The sequence below is a fragment of the Nakamurella lactea DSM 19367 genome (genome assembly GCF_000426645.1).
Classification (GTDB): Bacteria; Actinomycetota; Actinomycetes; order Mycobacteriales; family Nakamurellaceae; genus Nakamurella; species Nakamurella lactea.
Map to the genome: position 1 here is coordinate 578,116 of NZ_AUFT01000001.1, position 18,282 is coordinate 596,397.

At 68.9% G+C, this 18,282-nt stretch carries 19 protein-coding genes; 3 read left to right on the forward strand and 16 right to left on the reverse strand.

All coding sequences use genetic code 11. The features are described from left to right. Nucleotides 1-57 precede the first annotated feature (57 nt). Entirely contained in the window at nt 58-666 is a 609-nt protein-coding gene (locus tag K340_RS0102870) for a DinB family protein (protein ID WP_029135591.1), read from the forward strand. Nucleotides 667-679: 13 nt separating this feature from the next. On the opposite strand, the gene K340_RS0102875 is transcribed toward K340_RS0102870, so the two are convergent. The 7 genes from K340_RS0102875 to K340_RS0102905 form a co-directional block, all read right to left on the reverse strand. Then, on the reverse strand, nt 680-1,744 hold the full coding sequence (locus K340_RS0102875; protein WP_161632044.1) for an SIS domain-containing protein: 1,065 nt from the start codon (nt 1,742-1,744) through the stop codon (nt 680-682). 307 nt (nt 1,745-2,051) lie between these two features. Beyond that, nucleotides 2,052-2,951, reverse strand: a complete 900-nt coding sequence (gene era / locus K340_RS0102880) for a GTPase Era (protein WP_029135593.1) — start codon at nt 2,949-2,951, stop codon at nt 2,052-2,054. Next, complete coding sequence (locus K340_RS27075) at nt 2,948-4,372, reverse strand: hemolysin family protein (RefSeq protein ID WP_407662197.1); 1,425 nt, start codon at nt 4,370-4,372, stop codon at nt 2,948-2,950. Before K340_RS27075 ends, era begins: the two co-directional genes overlap by 4 nt. Before the next feature lie 73 nt (nt 4,373-4,445). After that, nucleotides 4,446-4,931 carry an rRNA maturation RNase YbeY gene (gene ybeY, locus K340_RS27080; protein ID WP_084613946.1) on the reverse strand — a complete coding sequence of 162 codons (486 nt, stop codon included), beginning with the start codon at nt 4,929-4,931 and terminating at the stop codon, nt 4,446-4,448. Then, nucleotides 4,928-7,033, reverse strand: coding sequence for a PhoH family protein (locus tag K340_RS37390; protein ID WP_084614000.1), 2,106 nt, complete (start codon nt 7,031-7,033; stop codon nt 4,928-4,930). Before K340_RS37390 ends, ybeY begins: the two co-directional genes overlap by 4 nt. A gap of 296 nt (nt 7,034-7,329) precedes the next feature. Beyond that, nucleotides 7,330-8,079 carry a maleylpyruvate isomerase family mycothiol-dependent enzyme gene (locus K340_RS33775; RefSeq protein WP_084613947.1) on the reverse strand — a complete coding sequence of 250 codons (750 nt, stop codon included), beginning with the start codon at nt 8,077-8,079 and terminating at the stop codon, nt 7,330-7,332. Beyond that, entirely contained in the window at nt 8,076-8,651 is a 576-nt protein-coding gene (locus K340_RS0102905; RefSeq protein WP_051264878.1) for a TetR/AcrR family transcriptional regulator, read from the reverse strand. The genes K340_RS33775 and K340_RS0102905 overlap by 4 nt, the downstream gene beginning before the upstream one ends. A 116-nt stretch (nt 8,652-8,767) precedes the next feature. On the opposite strand from K340_RS0102905, the gene K340_RS0102910 reads away from it, so the two are divergent. Further along, on the forward strand, nt 8,768-10,009 hold the full coding sequence (locus tag K340_RS0102910) for an MFS transporter (protein WP_029135596.1): 1,242 nt from the start codon (nt 8,768-8,770) through the stop codon (nt 10,007-10,009). Nucleotides 10,010-10,011: 2 nt separating this feature from the next. Here the strand turns inward: K340_RS0102910 and K340_RS0102915 are convergent, their stop codons facing one another. From K340_RS0102915 to hrcA, 9 genes are all read right to left on the reverse strand, one after another. Further along, nucleotides 10,012-11,085, reverse strand: a complete 1,074-nt coding sequence (locus K340_RS0102915) for a hypothetical protein (protein ID WP_029135597.1) — start codon at nt 11,083-11,085, stop codon at nt 10,012-10,014. Then, nucleotides 11,082-11,444: a PadR family transcriptional regulator gene (locus tag K340_RS27095; RefSeq protein ID WP_211229228.1), complete on the reverse strand. Its 363-nt coding sequence runs from the start codon at nt 11,442-11,444 to the stop codon at nt 11,082-11,084. Before K340_RS27095 ends, K340_RS0102915 begins: the two co-directional genes overlap by 4 nt. A 48-nt stretch (nt 11,445-11,492) precedes the next feature. Further along, nucleotides 11,493-12,602 carry a TIGR03118 family protein gene (locus K340_RS0102925; RefSeq protein ID WP_029135598.1) on the reverse strand — a complete coding sequence of 370 codons (1,110 nt, stop codon included), beginning with the start codon at nt 12,600-12,602 and terminating at the stop codon, nt 11,493-11,495. 196 nt (nt 12,603-12,798) lie between these two features. Beyond that, nucleotides 12,799-13,146 (reverse strand): histidine triad nucleotide-binding protein, encoded by a 348-nt coding sequence (locus K340_RS0102930; RefSeq protein ID WP_029135599.1) that lies wholly within the window; start codon nt 13,144-13,146, stop codon nt 12,799-12,801. Between the two features lie 100 nt (nt 13,147-13,246). Beyond that, complete coding sequence (locus tag K340_RS0102935) at nt 13,247-13,510, reverse strand: hypothetical protein (RefSeq protein WP_154674038.1); 264 nt, start codon at nt 13,508-13,510, stop codon at nt 13,247-13,249. Nucleotides 13,511-13,829: 319 nt separating this feature from the next. Further along, nucleotides 13,830-14,681 carry an alpha/beta hydrolase family protein gene (locus tag K340_RS27100; protein WP_037362254.1) on the reverse strand — a complete coding sequence of 284 codons (852 nt, stop codon included), beginning with the start codon at nt 14,679-14,681 and terminating at the stop codon, nt 13,830-13,832. Nucleotides 14,682-14,712: 31 nt separating this feature from the next. Further along, complete coding sequence (locus tag K340_RS0102945) at nt 14,713-15,456, reverse strand: 16S rRNA (uracil(1498)-N(3))-methyltransferase (protein WP_037362256.1); 744 nt, start codon at nt 15,454-15,456, stop codon at nt 14,713-14,715. A 7-nt stretch (nt 15,457-15,463) separates the two neighbouring features. Then, nucleotides 15,464-16,609: a molecular chaperone DnaJ gene (gene dnaJ / locus K340_RS0102950; RefSeq protein ID WP_029135602.1), complete on the reverse strand. Its 1,146-nt coding sequence runs from the start codon at nt 16,607-16,609 to the stop codon at nt 15,464-15,466. A gap of 83 nt (nt 16,610-16,692) precedes the next feature. Then, nucleotides 16,693-17,712 (reverse strand): heat-inducible transcriptional repressor HrcA, encoded by a 1,020-nt coding sequence (gene hrcA / locus K340_RS0102955; protein ID WP_029135603.1) that lies wholly within the window; start codon nt 17,710-17,712, stop codon nt 16,693-16,695. A 153-nt stretch (nt 17,713-17,865) separates the two neighbouring features. On the opposite strand from hrcA, the gene K340_RS0102960 reads away from it, so the two are divergent. Continuing rightward, a complete protein-coding gene (locus K340_RS0102960) occupies nt 17,866-18,180 on the forward strand; it encodes a type II toxin-antitoxin system VapB family antitoxin (RefSeq protein ID WP_029135604.1) in 315 nt (104 codons plus the stop codon). Nucleotides 18,181-18,282 lie beyond the last annotated feature (102 nt).

Sequence of the window (18,282 nt, forward strand, 5' to 3'; positions counted from 1 at the left end):
CCGGTCCGCAGCCGGGCGCGGCGGCCATTGTCGGTGTGTCGGAGCAGGATGAACGGCATGAACACAGCCCTGCCTGCTGATCCCAAGGACGTCCTGCAGCGCTATCTGAACCGGAACCGCGAGGCCCTGGTGTGGAAGGTGCAGGGACTGTCCGAGTACGACGTACGGCGCCCGATGACACCGACCGGCACCAACCTGCTCGGCCTGATCAAGCATCTTGCCGGTATCGAGGCGGGCTACCTGGGTAGTTGCTTCGGCCGGCCGCTGCCGGACGAACCGGCCTGGTTTGCGGCGATGGACGAGGAGGAATCGGAGCCGAACCTCGACATGTGGGCGACGCCGGACGAATCTACCGACGACATCGTGGAGCTGTATCGCCGGGCCTGTGCCCACGCCGACGAAACAATCGCCGCGCTGGATCTGGAAACGGTGGGCGAAGTTCCCTGGTGGGGGCCGCAGGCCGGACCGGCCACCCTGCACCGCCTGTTGGTGCACATGATCGACGAGACGGCCAGGCACTGCGGCCAGGCGGACATCGTTCGCGAACTGATCGACGGGGCGGCCGGCGTCCGGCCTGGCGGCAGCAACCTCCCGAGCGAAGACCCCGGCTGGTGGACGACCTACCGGGCGAAGGTGCAGGCCGCGGCCGATCGGTTCGCGCCCTGAGCGGCCGTCCCGGTCAGTGGGTGGCTGTCACCTTGTTCAGCCCCTGCGGGGCGTCCGGATCCGAGCCCAGCGCGAGCGTGGTGCGGATGGCCAATTGCTGGCCGCGGACCACCAAGGGGATGACGGCCAGCGCCTCACCGAGGTTCTGCGGCGTCGGCACGCCGACCGCACCCGGGACACCCTCGGCGACGTCCGGGTGCCCGACGCCGATCACCGGGGAGCCGAGATCGACCGCGGCCCTGACGGTATCGGCGACGTCGGCCAGCACCGGGCCACGCGCGCCGTAGGCGACCACCACCACATCAGGGGAGGAAACCGTCAGCGGACCGTGCAGGAAGTCGGCGCTGGAAAAGCCCTCGTGGATCCGCCGGGTGGTCTCCTTCGCCTTGAGCGCTCCCTCGAGCGCCGCGGCATAGGTCAGACCGCGAGCCAGGTGGATGCCGACCGGGTGCGCGGCCAGCAGTTCCACGGCCCGATCCAGTGGGGCGACGTCTGCGAGGGTGTCGGCAACCGTGTCCGACAGTGCCCGCCAGGCGGCGGTTCCGCCGGTGTACGCGTCCAGATCGGTGCCGTCCGCGCACACCGCCTCGGCCAGCAGGCAGACCAACGCGAGCTGTCCGGTCACCGTCTTGGTGGCCGGCACGGCCAGTTCCTTGCCGGTACCTACCGCGAGGGTGACGGACGCCGCCTCGGCCAGCGGCGAGTCGGCCTCGTTCGTCACCGCGACGACGGTCGCGCCGACCGCGGCCGATTGCTGTGCCACGTCAACGATCTCGGGGGTACGTCCGCTCTGCGACAGGGCAACCACGAGGTGATCGCGGAGGTCGGCGACCCGGTGGTAGCGGGTGATGATGGACGGCGCTACCATGCTGACCGGCAGGCCGGTGGCCAGCTCCAGCAGGTATCTGGCGTGCACCGCGACGTTGTCGCTGGAACCGCGGGCGATCATGCTGATTCCGCGGAGCCGATCGGGAAGCACGGCCCGGATGCCGGCCTGGATCTCCTCGCGCCTGGCCACCAGTCGGGCCAGTACCTCCCGCTGCTCTGCCATCTCAGCGGTGACCTGTGTTCCGGGCATCTGCACTCCGCTCCTACGTCGCTCTGTCCAGTGTGTTCGGCGGCCGGACCACCCGCACGGCGTGCTCACTCGCTGTTTGCCGCTGCGCGATACGCTCACCAAATCAGCAATATCGTACAACGCTTGCCACCGCGCGGCGGCGTCCGATCCGTGGCGGCATGGCAGCCCGGGGTACGAGAACCAGATGTTGGTGCTGATTGGGCCGCCCGCGGCGAACGGCGGGCCGTCGCCGCTGCCCTGCAGGACGCGCATCGTCTGCAGAGCGCGGGTCAGGTCGGCGTGCCAGGAGGATCAGGGATCGCCCACATCAGCGGTCGAAGCCGAGCTTGCGCAACTGCTTCGGATCCCGTTGCCAGTCTTTGGCGATGGTCACATGCACATTGAGGTACACCTTGGTACCGATCAACGGCTCGATCCCCGCCCTGGCCCGCCGGCCGATCGCCGCCAGCCGGGAACCCTTGGGGCCCAGCACGATCGGCTTCTGCGAATCACGCTCCACGTACAGCGTGACAAACACATCGGTCAAGTCGTCGCGGCCCTCGCGGGGCAGGATCTCGTCGACGGCGGCGGCCAGCGAGTGCGGCAGTTCGTCGCGGACCCCTTCCAGCGCGGCCTCCCGGACCAGCTCGGCGATCAGCGATTCGAGCGGCTCGTCGGTGAGCTCGCCGTCCAGGTACAGCGGTGGGCCCTGCGGCAGGTGCCGCATCAGCACGTCGGTGACCTGGTCGACCTGGAAACCGGACTTCGCCGAGACCGGGATCAGGTCGGCGAACTCGCGGACCTTGGACAGCGCCAGTAGCTGTTCGGCCACCTGCTGCTGGGAGACCTTGTCGGTCTTGGTGACCACACCGATCACCGGCGTGCGCGGTGCCAGTTCGGACAGCTCACCGGCGATCCGGCGATCGCCGGGCCCGATTCGCTCGTCGGCCGGGATGCACAACCCGATCACGTCCACCTCGGCGAAGGTACTGCGCACGACGTCGCCGAGCCGCTCGCCGAGCAACGTGCGCGGCTTGTGCAGCCCAGGGGTGTCGACAATCACCAGCTGCCCGTCGTCGCGGGTGACGATGCCGCGGATCGCCCGCCGGGTGGTCTGTGGCTTGTCCGAGGTAATGGCGATCTTGCTGCCCACCATGGCATTGAGCAGGGTCGATTTCCCAGCGTTCGGGCGGCCGACGAAGCAGGCGAACCCGCTGCGGTGCGTCATTCGCCGCGTCCGGCGTCGACCCGCTTGCCGCCGCGGCGACGGAGCTCGGGTTCGGTGCGCACGGCGTCCTCCGTAGGTTCGTCCGGACCAGGTCCGGAGGGGTTGGTGCTGGATCCGTCGACGGTATCGGTCGTCTCGGTCTCGCCGGCGGAGTCGGCACTGGTGCCGCCGGCCCGGCCAACTCGACCCTGCGCATCGTGCTCGCTCGGTGCGGTGATCCGCCGCACCAACACGCTGGTGACCCGCGGCCGGCCGCGACGATCGACGCCGGGTTCACCGATCAGCTCCAGACCCTCGATCTCGGCGCGGGCGCCGGGCAATGGCACCCGGCCGAGGAGTTGGCCGAGCAGGCCGCCCACCGTTTCCACGTCCTCGTCCGGCAGCTCGACGTCGAAGATCTCGCCCAGATCCTCCACCGGCAACCGGCTGGACACCCGCACCCGGCCTTCGGCCAGGTGCTCGATCGGGTCCGGGGTCTCGACGTCGTACTCGTCGGTGATCTCGCCGACGATCTCTTCCAGGATGTCCTCGATGGTGACGATCCCCGCGGTGCCGCCGTATTCGTCGACCACGACCGCGAAATGTGTGCGGCTGCGCTGCATCTCGGCCAGCAGGTCGTCGACCGGTTTGGAGTCCGGGACGAACACCGGCTCGCGCATCAGTTCGGAGACGACCGGCCCCTTCTCCCCCGGTTGCAGGGTCAAGGTGCGGGCGATCAGGTCCTTGATGTAGATGATGCCGACGATGTCGTCGATATCCTCGCCGGTCACCGGAACCCTGGACAGACCGGACTTCGAGGCCAGCTGCAGCGCCTGCCGCATTGTCTTGCGCTGTTCGATCCAGACCATCTCGGTACGCGGCACCATCACCTCGCGGACGATGGTGTCGCCGAGCGAGAACACCGAGTGCAGCATCTCGCGTTCGGACTCCTCGACCACCCCGTTGAGTTGCGCCATGTCGACCAGTTCGCGCAGTTCGATGTCGGAGGAGAACGGCCCCTCCCGGAAGCCGCGGCCCGGGGTGATGGCATTGCCGACCAGGATCAGCAGGCCGGCGATCGGCGACAGGAAGGTGGCCAGCCTGGCCACCGTGCCGGCGGTGAACAGCGCGATCGGGGTCGGGTGTTGGCGGCCGAGGGTGCGCGGCAGCACCCCGATCACCACGTAGGTGACGACCAGCATCACCACGACCACGCCGAACAGCACCAGCGGCCGGAAACCCCAGGTGGACAAGGCAACTGCCGCAACCAGCACGGTCGCGGTCAACTCTGCGCCGACCCGCAGCAACAGCAGCAGGTTCGTGTAGCGCGGCTTGTCGGCCACGATCCGGCGCAGCGCCTGGGCGCCTCGTCGACCGTCGCGCTCGGCTTCCTCCACCCTGGCCGGCGAGACCATGGTGATGGCCGCGTCGGAGGCTGCCATCAGCCCGGCGAACGGGACCAGCAACGCTGCGATCACCAGCAGGACAACGTCCACGGTGCTCACGATCTGTTGCTCACTCCCTGCCGGCCGGCCGCCCGGTCGCGACATCGTCGCGCCAGGCGTCGAGTATGTCGTTCTGCAGGCCGAACATCTCGCGTTCCTCTTCTGGCTCCGCGTGGTCGTAACCCAACAGGTGCAGCACGCCGTGCACCGTCAGCAGGTGCAGTTCGTCGTCCAGCCCGTGGCCGGCCTGCTCGGCCTGGGTGGAAGCGACTGCCGGGCAGAGCACCACGTCGCCGAGCAGCGCCGGACCCGGCCCGGCCTCGTCCGGCCGTCGTGCCGTGTCCAACTCGTCCATCGGGAAACTCATCACGTCGGTCGGACCGGGTTCGTCCATCCACTTGATGTGCAGTTCCGTCATCGCCTCGACGTCCAGCAGCAGCAGGCTCAGTTCGGCCTGCGGGTGAATGTCCATGCGGTCCAACGTGTATCGCGCGACGGAGATCAGCGCGTGTTCGTCGACGCCGATACCGGATTCGTTGGCGACCTCGATCGTCATCGGTGTCCTCGAGAGCCGCGGGAGTCGAACCGGGACCGGTCCTGCCGGTCCGGCGCCGGCGGATTGTCGACGTCCCACCGTTCGTAGGCCCCGACAATGTCGCCGACCAGCCTGTGCCGCACCACATCCGCCGAGGTGAGCGTCGGGAAGGCGATGTCCTCGACGCCGGTGAGGATCTCCCGGACGACCTGCAGGCCGGATTTCTGTCCACCGGGCAGGTCGATCTGGGTGACGTCGCCCGTCACTACGATCTGCGAGCCGAACCCGAGCCGGGTGAGGAACATCTTCATCTGCTCGGGCGTGGTGTTCTGCGCCTCGTCCAGGATGATGAACGCGTCATTGAGGGTGTTGTGGGTGACCAGGAAATCGTCAGTCACGTACAGCGAATCCGCGGCGGCCACCTGGATGCACAGAGTGTCCTGGACGCCGACCGGTTCGATGGAGTCGATGAAACGCATCGGCCGGCCGCCGCCACCAGATGTCGTGAAGAGTTCCTGTTTGCGGGTGAGGCGAAACGGTTCGACGCCGGGCGGCAGTCTGATGTCCAGTACGTGCGCGTCATGGTTGTACGGCGCGGGGCGGCCATTGGCTCTCCCCGGAGTGCGGGCGTCGGCAGGGCCGGTGCGGGCGTAGACGACGCCACCCAGCGACTGCACGAGAAAGACGACATCGTCGCGCAACTGGTCGGAGTTCGTCGTGTACTGGATGCGGCAGGAGCGCCCACGCTGGGTTACCGGGCCACCGTCGGTATCGAGCAGTCCCTGCAGGATCGCGTGCCGGACGGCAAACGAGTTGTGCAGGTAACTCGTCGGAATGAATCTCGTGGATGAGTTGGCACCGGCAAGTTCCAGCTCACGCAGCACCGCAGTGAGGGGGTTTGCGACGATGACGCCGCCACGTCCGCCGCCTCGGCTCCGCAGCGTGTAGTCGTATCCGCCGAGACCGACGACCTCGACGCCGTCGCCGCGTAGACCACTCGCATCGAGAGCGTCCTGAAGTCGTTCGACGAGTTCCGGATCCGCTGACGAAAAGGCGGGGGTCGTTGTCGTCGTGATACCGCCGTCACCGAGCAGCAGGCCAAGGGCATATGGATCGAGAGGGATGTCCTGCGGCACCATCTCGCACGGACCCATCACAGGCAACTCGTAACGATGGAAGTGTGCCTGACGCAGCGAGCCGATCATGTCCTTGGTCTGCACAACACGGGAGCGCGTAGCTCGGCCGTCTTCCCGAGTACTCACCTGCCACAGGTGCTCGCCGCAGGCCAGCGTTGAGGCACCGTCCTGGGTGCTCACCCGATAGACGTCGCGAGGACCCTGCGGATAAACCCCGAGAACTGGCGTAGGCCCGCCGTCGGAACCGATCACCAGATCGCCCACCCGCAGCGATCCGATGGCGCGGAATCCGTCCGGCGTGAGCACCTTCGCGTTGTAGGGCTGCGCGCGGCCACGCATGTATGCCAGCGGTGCGACCTCGATGGTGCCGGCGGCCATCAGCCGCGGGATCGACTCCGGGTCCAACATGTCGTGCAACGCGTCGTACAGCGGCCGCAGGTAGGGATCGATCTTCTCGTTCAACGTGCCCGGCAGGTAGCCGAGCCGCTCGCCGGCCTCCACCGCCGGCCTGGTCAGGATGATCCTGGTGACCTGCTTGGCCTGCAGGGACTGGACCGCTTTGGCCATTGCCAGGTATGTCTTGCCGGTACCGGCCGGGCCGATCCCGAAGACCACGGTGTGCTTGTCGATGGCGTCGACGTAGCGCCGCTGGTTGAGGGTCTTGGGCCGGATGGTGCGGCCACGCCGGGAGATGATGTTGAGTCCGAGTACTTCGCTCGGGCTCTCGGCTCCCGACGCATGGGCTCCGGCGTTCTCGGCGGTCGCAGTGGCGTCCAGCATGCCGACGGTGCGGCTGACGGCGTCCTCGGTGAGCACCGATCCGGACTCCTGCAGCGCGATCAGCTCCTGCAGCACCTTCTCGGCGAAGGCGACATCGGCGGCCGAACCCTTCAGGGTGATCCGATTGCCCCGCACGTGGATGTCGGCGGCCAACTGCTGCTCGAGCCGACGCAGGATCACGTCCCGGGAGCCGAGCAGCCCGAGCATTGCCCTCTCGTCGGGGACGACTACGGCTGATTCGGTGGGTCCAGAGGCATTCTTCGACCGTCGTGGCGTTGCCACCGAGGTGTCGACCGCCTGTGCGAACGGGTCCTGACCGTGGGAGAGACCGCGATCGCTCGCGGCCGAACTGGTGTCCGGCACCTGGGTCGTTGCCTGCTTCCTGCCCTGCACGGGCGCTGCCTGCGGAATCTGATCCTCCCATTCTAACGGCGCGGTCGGACGTTGGCCCGACAGTTTCGCCGAGCGCGATCTTCGCCCACGGGACAGCGCCGGGATCCGGATCAGAACATTGCGACCGCCGGGTCGATGCCCGGGAGGGTGGCGCGGCCGGCCAGCGCTCGGGCGAACGCGATCGCGTCGTAGGTCGGTAGACCTACGCCGTCGAGCCCGATGGCGCCGGTCGCCGGAAAGTCACCGCCAGCCGGCCCGGTGAGTCGCACCGACCGCCTGTTGTCGACGCTCCACTCGGACACCAGGTCGCCGACGATCACCCCGTCGTGCCCGGCGGTCGGCGCCGGGTCCCGGCCGACGGCGCGACAGATGTCCAGCCGATGCATCCAGCAGTCGCGGGTGTAGATCGGTCCCAGCAGGTAACCGAACGACGCCGCACCCAATGGTGCGGGGAAGCGGACGGTCAGCCGGCGGATCGGCGCCGGGATCCTGGACCGGGCGCGTACACCGCGGGCCGCCGCATCGGCCAGCGCGGCTCGCAGTTCCACCAGCGACATCGACTCCCGCTCCTGGATCTGTGTCTCGTTGACCGCCGCCATCCGTTCCCGATCCCCCTGGCGCGCCTTGCCTTTGCGCTGCTGACGAATCTGCTCACGGATCGACGCGGTGGCCTCGGCGGCACCGATCAGGTGAGCGACCACGTCGCGCACCGTCCACAGTTCGCAGTCGGTCGGCCTGTTCCACTCTTCGTCACCCAGCTCGGGCAGCAGCGCCAACACCTTCCGATACTCGTGTTCGGCGAGACTCATCCATTGCGCATGGGTCAGGACGTCACGGGCCCGTTGCGGTGTATGTGTCATCTCGACTCCCGGAGAACATGGTCGGCGTACATCTGGACGGCCGGCCCGACCAACGCGGTCCACCGGCTGCCGCCCGGATCGTTGGACAGCTGTTGGGCGGCAAGGCCACTGACCAGGGCCGTCCAGATATCGAGGTGCGCCGGATCGGTGATGCCGAACTTGGCGAACTCCTCTCGTTGGACGGCGACAACTTCCTGGGCGACGGCGTACGCCGGGGCGGACGGCTCGAAACCGGGAACGGTGCGTTGGAACAACAATTGATGCCGGACCGGGTCACTGACGCAGAAATCGAGAAACGCCGTTGCGGCCGATCGCAACGCCTCACGGGGCGTCCCGTCGACATGCACAGCACGCATGGCGGCGAGGAACTGGCGGTTCCCGTCGGCGAACATCTCGTCGTAGATGGCGTGTTTCGACCGGAAGTAGGAATACAGGCTGGGCGCTGTCACACCGACGGCGGCGGCGACGTCCTTCAGCGAGAACCCCGTCAGTCCCTTCAGCCGGGCGAGCGACCAACAGGCGGCGAGGATCTGCTCGCGGGCTCGTTGATGACGCGATGGCGCACTGAGCACGATGTCGACCTAAGTCCGACCGGATTCGAACTGCATTCGGCAATCCTAATACCATTCGATACCGGACACCAGACCGCACCGACCATTTGTCAGCGAACGCATGATCCACTGGGTAGGTGGCGCACAACGGGGTCCTGACGTACCCGGCATTTGTCCGCTTCTGGATCGCCGATGCCGTGTCGAATCTCGGCACCTTCGTTTCCGGGCTGGCCCTGCAGCTGCTGCTGATCCAGACGATGCACGCGAACCAGACCGAGCTCGGGCTGATCCGGACCGCGCAGTGGCTGCCGTACCTGTTGTTCGGCCTGTTGGCCGGCGTGCTGGTCGACCGGGTGCGGCGCCGGCCGGTGCTGATCGTCACCGACGTGTGCTGCGCGCTGCTGTTCTGCGCGGTGGGTGTGCTGGCGCTCGCCGGCGTGCTGACGGTGCCGGCGTTGGCGGTGCTGGTGTTTCTGGCCGGCGTCGCATCGATGTTCTTCCGGGCCGCTCACCAGTCGTTGCTGCCGAGCCTGGTTCCGTTGCCACTGCTGCCGGCGGCGACTTCCCGACTGGAGCAGACCTGGAACGCGGCGCAGTCGGTGGGTCCGCTGGTGGCTGGAGCGCTGGTGCGGTTCCTGTCCGCGCCGATCGCCGTGCTGGCGGACGCGGCGACCTACGCCGTCTCCGCAGCGGTGCTCGGCACTGTCCGGGTGGCCGAGCCGGTTCCGGAGCGGGCACCGGACCGGCACCTCTGGCGGGAGCTGAAGGAAGGCGCCGGTTGGGTGTATCGGCACCGAACACTTGCGCCGTATGCGATCTCGCTGCACCTGTGGTTCTTCTTCAATTCCCTGGTGACCACGGTGCTGGTCTTCTTCGCGGCCGTGGACCTACAACTGGACGCGCTGACCATCGGACTGGTCCTGGCCTGCGCTGGGGTCACCGGGGTGTTGGGCGCCGGTCTGGCGCCGCGGCTGGGCGATCGGTTCGGGCTCGGCCGGGTGTACACGGCGGCCGAGTGGCTGAGCCCGGTCGCCTACCTGGTGGTGCTATTCGCCCGACCGGGCTGGGCGGGGATCGCCGCCCTGGTCTGCAGCCAATTGCTGTTCGGGCTCAGCCTCGGCCTGAAGGGCCCACTGGAGGGCAGCTATCGCAACGCGGTGACGCCGGATCGCTTGCGGGGACGGATGAATGCCACCATCCGTTCGCTGAACTGGGGGTCGATCGCGGTTTCCGCTCCGCTCGGCGGGCTGATCGCTGCCACCTGGGGCAATCGCCCGGCCATCGCGGTCGGGATCGTGGGGTTGTCGGTCGCGGCGCTGGTGGTGAACGTGTCTCCGTTCCGCTCGGCCAGGATGCCAGAAGAAGTGGCCGGAAGCTGACCTCAGCCGGTGGCCCCCGGGCCGAGGCGACCGGCGCTGTAAGAAACGATCGGGAGCCGGTGCAGGCCCCGGATACCGACCACCGCCGCCGGGATACCAACCGCAGCCACCACCAGCATTTGCACCACGCAGGTGACAAGAACGGTGTCGCGCAGCGGGTCTTCGACGGAGAGGACGACAGCCAGGTCGGCAGCGGTGGCCGCGCGCCACAACAGAGCGGCCGCGGCAAGGCTGGCGATCGCAAGCAGCCGTCCGACGTCTGCCTCATCGCAGGGGCGTCGCCGTGACAGCAGCAAGGCCGGTGCCGCGACGACTACGGCGACGCACCACAGGCCAGGTTCGTCGATCAGCGCCGCGGTCACGCCGACCGGGAAGTGCCGAGCCAACGGGAGCGCCTGCAGCGCAACGATTCCCGCAGTCCAGGCGATCAGCCAGGGTCGCCGCACAACCTGTGGCGTGTCACGCCGGAAGGCGCCGATCGCTGCGATGACGGTCACTTGTACCAGCAACGGCACCCAATAGCCGAGCAGTCCAACGAACTCCAGGCTGCCCGCCAACAATGGCACCATCGCGATCGCTCCGAGCAGTTGGGCAATCCTGGCCCGACCGAAGACGACGAACACGAAGGCCGGAATCCACAACACCGGCGCATTCGGGGCGATGACCTGCCAGAGGTTGCCGCTATTGATCGGCTCCGCAACCTCCGGCTTCGGCCACCACGGCGTGCCGCCCCAACGGGCCTGCAGCATCAGCGCGGCCCACAACGCCAGCATCAGCAGACCGAGCAGCGCGACGTTTCTGGTGGCCTCGGCGCGGACCCGGTACCGCGCGGGCGCATCGACGCCACCCCACCGCAGACGCAGCGCCAGGCTCAGCACACTGACCTTCTCGGCCAGGCTGGGCCGACCATAGGTTGCGGTGACGTCGGCGAGCTCGGGCTGTTCGGAGTAACGACTCTCCACGAAGGTGTCGACCATTTCCTGTTCGCGAACAGCTCGATAGGCCGGCGGCAGCACCCGCAGCAGCCGTCGATAGCGAGCTTCCAGCAGGCCGGAGTCGGCGTCCTGATTCGTCATACCGCCTCCCCGGCCGCAGGTTCGGCGCCAACGCCGGCCGCCCACCCGGCCAGCCGCTCGGTGGCAGTCCTGGCGTTCGCCGCCTGCCGGGCAGCCTCTCGCGCCAGCAGGCGATGCCCGTCGTCGGTGAGTCGGTAGTAGCGCCGGAACCTGCCGCTGACAACCTCTTCCCGGTCGAGTTCGACCGCGCCTTCGGCGGCCATTCGGTCCAGGACGCCGTACAGCGTGCCGACCCGTGGTTTCACCCGCCCGTCGGACAGCTCGGTCACGGCTTTGAGAATCGAGTAGCCGTGCAGCGGCTGTCCAACGAGCGCCGTCAGCACGAAAAACGCCTGTTCGGTCATCCAGCGTGGTGGCATTCACCGAATATACTGCTGAACAGACTATTGGCCAACGGGGCTGACGATTCAGCCGGCGGACCGCAGCACGCCGAGCAATCCGTGGGCCTCATCGTCGGGCCCTGCGCTGAACCACACGTCCGAGGTGGCGGCGGAGGTGCCGTTGCCCGGCATCAATGCCCAGAGCCCGTCGATCTCGAGCGGCCGGCCGGCGGTGTTGCGCAGCGTTGCCAGCTGCCGTCCGGTCCACGGGTTGTAGGCGTGGATCCGACCGTCACCGAAGTTGCCCACCAGCAGGGCGCCACTGAGGCCCCCGAAACCGGCCGGGGCGATGGTCATTCCCCAGGGCGAGTTGAGCGCGCCACGCCGGATCAGGTGCGCGACGAACCGGCCGCTGCGGTCGTAGGCATTGACGAAGCCGTGACCGGCGCCGGCCACGTCGTCCTTGCCCGCCCGGTCCTGCTTGGCGTAACTGACCAGGACCCGATCGCCGACGACCGCGACGTTGAACGGCGCGTACCCGTGCGGGATACCGATGCTGCGGAACGCGTGGTTCCCGGTGACCCGCTGGAAGTTCGCGTCGAACACATCGATCCGGGCGTGGTGGAAGTCAGCTGCCAACAGCCGCGGCGCCATCGGATCGGCGATCAGCGCGAGCCCCTTGTAGACGGCGCCGGGGCTGTGCGCTACCGTCACCGCCTCCGTGGCGGTGCCGGTTGGATTCCAGCCCGCCAACTCACCGTTCTCGGTGGCGAACAGGAAGCGCGCGGCGCCCGTCTTGCCGCCGGTCGACAGGGTGAATCCGGTGGTGCTGTTGAAGACCGTTCCGGTCGGCGCGCCGTCCGGAATGCTGACCACCAGCGGGTTGATCGTCGGCGGGTCGCCGGCCAGGTACAGCGTGGACAGACCGGTACCGTTGTCGGCTGCCCAGACCGGCGTGGTCGGGCCGGCCGTCAAGCCCCACGGGTTCACCAGGTTCGGGTCGGTGACGGCCGCCCATCCCGGCACGTCGGACACCAGATTGACCTGGCTGTACTCGATGTCGGCCGGATGATGGTGCCGGTGATTCGGATGCGTCGCTGCTGCCGCCGGAGCTGTGGCGCTGACGATCAGGGCGGCAGCCGCCGCGATTCCCGTCACCACTGATGTGCGTCGCAAGTGCGCTGACGATGTGCTCATCGGGCCTCCTCGGGGCCGGGCGCAGCGCGCCTCGGCCGGCCGCTGTGACACCCACCCATCACCACGAGGCAGCATTCCTCCGGGTTCACCGCCACCCGCCGTCGCTCGGGCCGCGGGCCGTTCGGCCCGGCCGGGCCGAACGGCCCAGCCGGGGCGACCCCCAGCTGTGCGGCCAAGATCAGCCGCGCGGCCAGGCTCAGCCGGGCGGCCAGTCGAACGGTCGGCCACCCAGCAGGTGCAGGTGGGTGTGGTGCACGGTCTGTCCGGCGTCATCCCCGGTGTTGAATACCATCCGGTAGCCGGGCTCGACGATGCCCTCGTCGGCGGCGATCCGACCGGCCGCCTGCACCAGCTCGCCGACCGCAGCCGGGTCGGCGGCGGCCAGGGACGCAGCGTTCGGCGTGTGCTCGAGCGGTATCACCAGGATGTGGGTCGGGGCCTTTGGATCGATGTCCCGGAAGGCGAGTACGTGCGCGTCCCGATGGACGACGTCGGCCGGGATGTCGCCGGTGATGATCTTGCAGAACAGGCAATCTGCGCTCATGCTGGCGACGCTACCGCTCGACGGAGGGCGCGCTGCTACTCGTGTGCAGGGTCAGACGCGTCCTGGGTCAGACGCCGTGCTGGCCGGAAGAGGTGCCGGGTCAGCCGTTGATGGCGATCGTTCCCGAATAGTCGGGAAGCGCGGACGGCAGTGACGCCGTCCTCGCCCGACCGGAGTCGATCTCGTTCGCGAGGGTCAGGGTCGCATAGGTGTCCCCGACGGTTCGGGCCGGCGGTCCGGGGGGCGGAATCGGTGCGCTGGTAACTCCGGCGCCGATCGGCGAGGCGCCGGCCGTGCCACCCGGGCCGAGCAGAACTGCGGCCGCGGCGATCGGAACAGCCAGTCCGGCAACTACTTTCCTCATGCTGACCTCCAGCTCGGTGGGGCGGTGAACCGGCCATGCGCAGGCCGGCATGAGTGGCGTCCGCCACGGAAGACAGTGTCCGGCACGCGACATCGGTGGATGGCCCGCCGGGGTGACTGTCTTCCGTGGCGACAACACCAACTCTGGTCGGCGTCGCTGAGCTCGGGCTGTGCGAGCGCCCAGCGGCACCTTCGAGGATTCAGTTCAGGTGCGGCCAGTCGAGTATCTCGATCATCTGGCGGCGTTTTCGGCCGACTGACCGCAGCTGAGCTGAACCCGGTTGGTGCAGACAGTGGTCTCGACCGTCACCACCGCACCGTCAGGTCTGACCCGGCCCGCCGAGCATCTCCAGCGCCAGGTCGCGGCAGCGGAACCAGGCCGGATCGCCGGGTTCGATCATGTCGTAGTGGCCGATGTCCGGAACCTCGTACAGCTCAACGGGATCGCCCGCAGCCACCGCCGCCGCGGCGTACCGGCGGGACTGGTCGACCGGCACCTCGTCGTCGTCGAGGCCGTGCACCAGGGTGATCCGGGCGCCGTCACCGACGTAGTTGATCGGCGAGGCGTGCCGGTATCGCTGGGCGACCGAGCCCGGCTCCCCACCGAGCAGGTCGACGACCGCGCCGTGCCCGACCCCGCCGTTCGCGGCCGCGACCAGGTCGAGCACCCCGGCCTGACAGACCGCACCGAGGATCGGGTTGTGATGGTCTCCCGGCGCCACCGCACCCGGGGTGGCCGGCCGCAATGCTTCGCGGTGGGCCAACCAAGCCGCCAGGTGCCCGCCGGCCGAGTGGCCGAGGGCGACGATCCTGGCCACGTCGAGCCGTCCACGTGCGGTCAGCTGGCCGAGGGTGTCCAGTGAGTCGACGGCCCTGGCGACATCGGTGAGCGTCATCGGCCAACCGCCACCGGCCGGGTCGGCCACGTCACCGCGATTGGACCCGACGAACGGCCGGCCCACCCGCCGGTATTCGATCGCTGCCGCGGCCACCCCCTGCTCGACCAGGCTGCGGCACAACGGATCCGCGTATTCGATGCCGTACCGCTGACGCCAGAAGCCGCCGTGGATCACCAGCACCACGGGGAGCGCGTCGCCGGCCTCCGGCAGGTGCAGGCGGACGATCTGACTGGGGTGGTCGCCGTAGGCATAGTCGCGAGGAGCGGGGGTCACAGCACGATCAGACCAGATTCCGGCGCCTGGGTCACGCCCAGCGGGGGGTGAGGACGCCGAGGGCGCCGAGGGCGACGGCGCCGGCGGTGGACGTCCGCAGCACCTCGTGGCCGAGCCGGACGGCGATCGCACCGGCGGCGGCGAACGCCTCGATCTCCTCGGGGGCGACCCCGCCTTCCGGCCCGACGACCAGCAGTACCCGGCCGGAGGTCGGCAGCGTGACGTCGGTCAACGGACGCGACTGCGCCTCGTGCAGCACCAACGCCAGGTCGAACCCGGCGATCAGCTCGGTCACCTCGGCCGTCGACGCCAGCTCACCGACCGCCGGCAGCCAGGGTCTCCGCGATTGCTTACCCGCCTCCCTGGCCACCGTCCGCCACTTCTGCACGCCGCGGTCGGCCTTCGGGCCCGCCCAGCGGGCCACGCACCTGGCCGCCTGCCAGGGCACGATCGCGTCGACGCCGGCCTCGGTGAGCAGGTCGACGGCCAGGTCGCTGCGCTCCCCCTTGGGCAGCGCCTGCACGACGGTGACGGTGACGACCGGCTGCGGCACCCGGGTGACCGCCTCGACCCGCAGGTCCAGCGTCCCCTTGCCGGCCGAACCGTCTCCGACAACCGTTGCCAGGCAACGTGTTCCCCGGCCGTCGGTGAGCACCAGCCGTTCGCCGGGTCGGGTCCGCCGGACCGTCGCCGCATGCCTGCCCTCGACCCCGTCGAGGACGAAACTGCCGACACCGGGAGCCTGGTCGACCAGGTACCAGGCCTCTCCACTCACGATGAGCTCAGCGGCCGACGAAGGAGTCCCGGATCCTGGAGAACAACCCGCCGGACGTCCTGGTCGCCAGCTGCGGTTGTTCCTCGCCGCGCAGAGTGGCCAGCTCGCGCAGCAGCTCGGACTGCCGACCGTCCAGACGAACCGGCGTGACCACCTCGATGTGCACCATCAGGTTGCCGGCCCCTGACCCTCGCAACCGCGGCATGCCCAGCCCGCGCAGGGTGATCACGGTGCCGGACTGTGTCCCCGGCTGGATGTCCAGTTCCTGGGTGGTCTGCAGGGTCTGCAGCTGCATCGAGGTGCCCAGCGCCGCCGCAGTCATCGGCACCTGCACCGTGCAGTGCAGGTCGATGCCGTCACGGGTGAACGACTCGTGCGGGATCTCCTGGACCTCGACGTACAGATCGCCGGGCGCGCCGCCACCGGGTCCGACCTCGCCCTGGCCGGCCATCCGGACCCGGACACCGTCGCCGACGCCGGCCGGGATCACCGCGCGGACGGTGCGCCGGGTGCGCACCCGGCCGTCGCCCTGGCACTGCTGGCACGGCTCCGGGATGACCTCGCCGAACCCGCGGCAGACCGGGCAGGCCCGGGAGGTGACGACCTGGCCGAGCAACGACCGCTGGACCTGCTGGATCTCGCCGGTGCCGTCGCAGGTGTCGCAGCGGGTCGGCGAGGTGCCGGGAGCACAACCGGTGCCGGTGCACATGCTGCACAGCGCTGCGGTGTCGACCACCAGGTCCTTGGCCACTCCGGTGGCGCACTCCTGCAGGGTCAGTTCGACCCCGATCAGTGCGTCGTCACCCTGCCGGGTCCGCGACCGCGGACCACGGGATCGTCCGCCGCCTCCGCCGCCGCCGAAGAACGCGTCCATGATGTCGCCGAGGCCCATCCCGCCGAACGGATCGCCCATCCCGCCCATGCCGCCGTTGCCGCCGGACAGCGGGTCGCCACCAAGGTCGACAACCTGACGCTTGGCCGGGTCGGAGAGCACCTCGTAGGCGGCGGTGACCTCCTTGAACTTCTGCTGTGCCCCAGGATCCGGGTTCACATCCGGGTGCAGTTCCCGGGCGAGCTTGCGATAGGCCCGCTTGATCTCGTCCGCACCGGCGCTCTTGGAGACGCCGAGCAGGCCGTAATAGTCACGTGCCACCTGCTGCACCGATTGCCTTCCGTTCGCTGAATCTTCAGATATTGCCGACTGCTGGGTGTCGCTGGTTCAGGCTGCCGTGCCGGTCACCGGCCGGCGACGATCTCGCCGACATACTGCGCAACGGCCCGGACCGCCGCCATGGTTCCCGGATAGTCCATCCGAGTGGGACCGACCACAGCCAGCCCGCCCATCAGCACCTGACCGCTGCCGTATCCGCCGGCCACCAACGACGAGGCCGACAGGTTCGCGTCGTCATTCTCCTCGCCGATCGACACCCGCATGGCCGCCGGGTGTTCCAGCACGGCCAGCAGCTTGAGCAGGGTGACCTGTTCGTCGAGGGCCTCGAGCACGCCGCGCAGGGACGGCCAGTCGGCGAACCCACCGGTGATGTTGGAGGTGCCGGACAGCACCAGCCGTTCCTCCGGGTGCTCGACCAGGGTCTCCAGCAGCGCCGCCACCAGGTCGGTGAGGACCTGGCGTTCGTGCGGTTCGGCCGCCTCGGGCAGGTCTCTAATAGCCTCTGCGGCGTCGGCGAGTCGGCGGTCGGTGACGTGCTCGGCCACCAGGCGGCGGAGGGCGGAAACGGCCTCGGCATCGACCGGTTCCGGCGTCTCGACGATCCGTTGCTCGACCCGGCCGGTGTCGGTGATCACCACGGCCAGCAACCGGCGCGGAGCCAGCCCGACCAACTCGATGTGCCGGACCACCGACTGGGTCAGCGTCGGGTACTGCACCACTGCGGCCTGGTGGGTGAGCTGGGCCAGCAACCGGACCGACCGACGGAGCACGTCGTCCAGGTCGACCGCCTCGGACAGGAACGACTGGATCGCCTTGCGTTCCCCCGCCGACAGCGGCTTCACCTGCGAGAGCCGGTCGACGAACAGCCGGTAACCCTTGTCGGTCGGGATCCGGCCGGCCGAGGTGTGCGGCTGGGCGATGTAGCCCTCGTCCTCCAGGATCGCCATGTCGTTGCGGATGGTCGCCGAGGAGACGCCCAATCGATGTCGTTCGACAAGATTCTTAGAGCCGACGGGCTCGTGGGTGGCGACGTAATCGGCGACGATCGCCCGCAGCACGTCGAAGCGGCGGTCGTCCGCGCTCATCTCGCCGTCACCTCCTACCGACCTCACCCGCCCTGTTGGGCGCCCACCGCGACGCGGGGGACCACGGCGGGTTGGCAGTCAGGTGCCCTGCTTGCCAGTGTAGTCGGACTCCCCGGCCCGATAGGCTGACGCTCTTCGGATGAGAGGCAGTAGATGATCTTCAAGGACGTCCGCGAGGGCTGCCCGTATCCGGACCATGGCATGTCGGCCCGCGATTGGGCCCGGTTTCCACCCCGCCAGGTGCGGCTGGACGAGCTGATCGCCACCAAGCGCGAGCTCCGGCTGGACACCCTGCTTGCCGAGGACTCGACGTTCTACGGGGACCTGTTCCCGCACGCGGTGCTCTGGCAGGGGTCGATGTACCTGGAGGACGGCCTGCACCGGGCACTGCGGGCGGCGCTGCAGCGGCGCACCGTCATCCACGTCCGGCTGCTCGACCTGGACGACCTGCGCGGCACCACCGGCTGAATTGGATTGTTCGCCGGCGGCGCTCGACTGCGGTCACCAGCCGGGCTCCTTCGTCGCCCTGCTTGTGTCCTCGCTTCGCTGTGCCGGCGAACGGGAAGGATC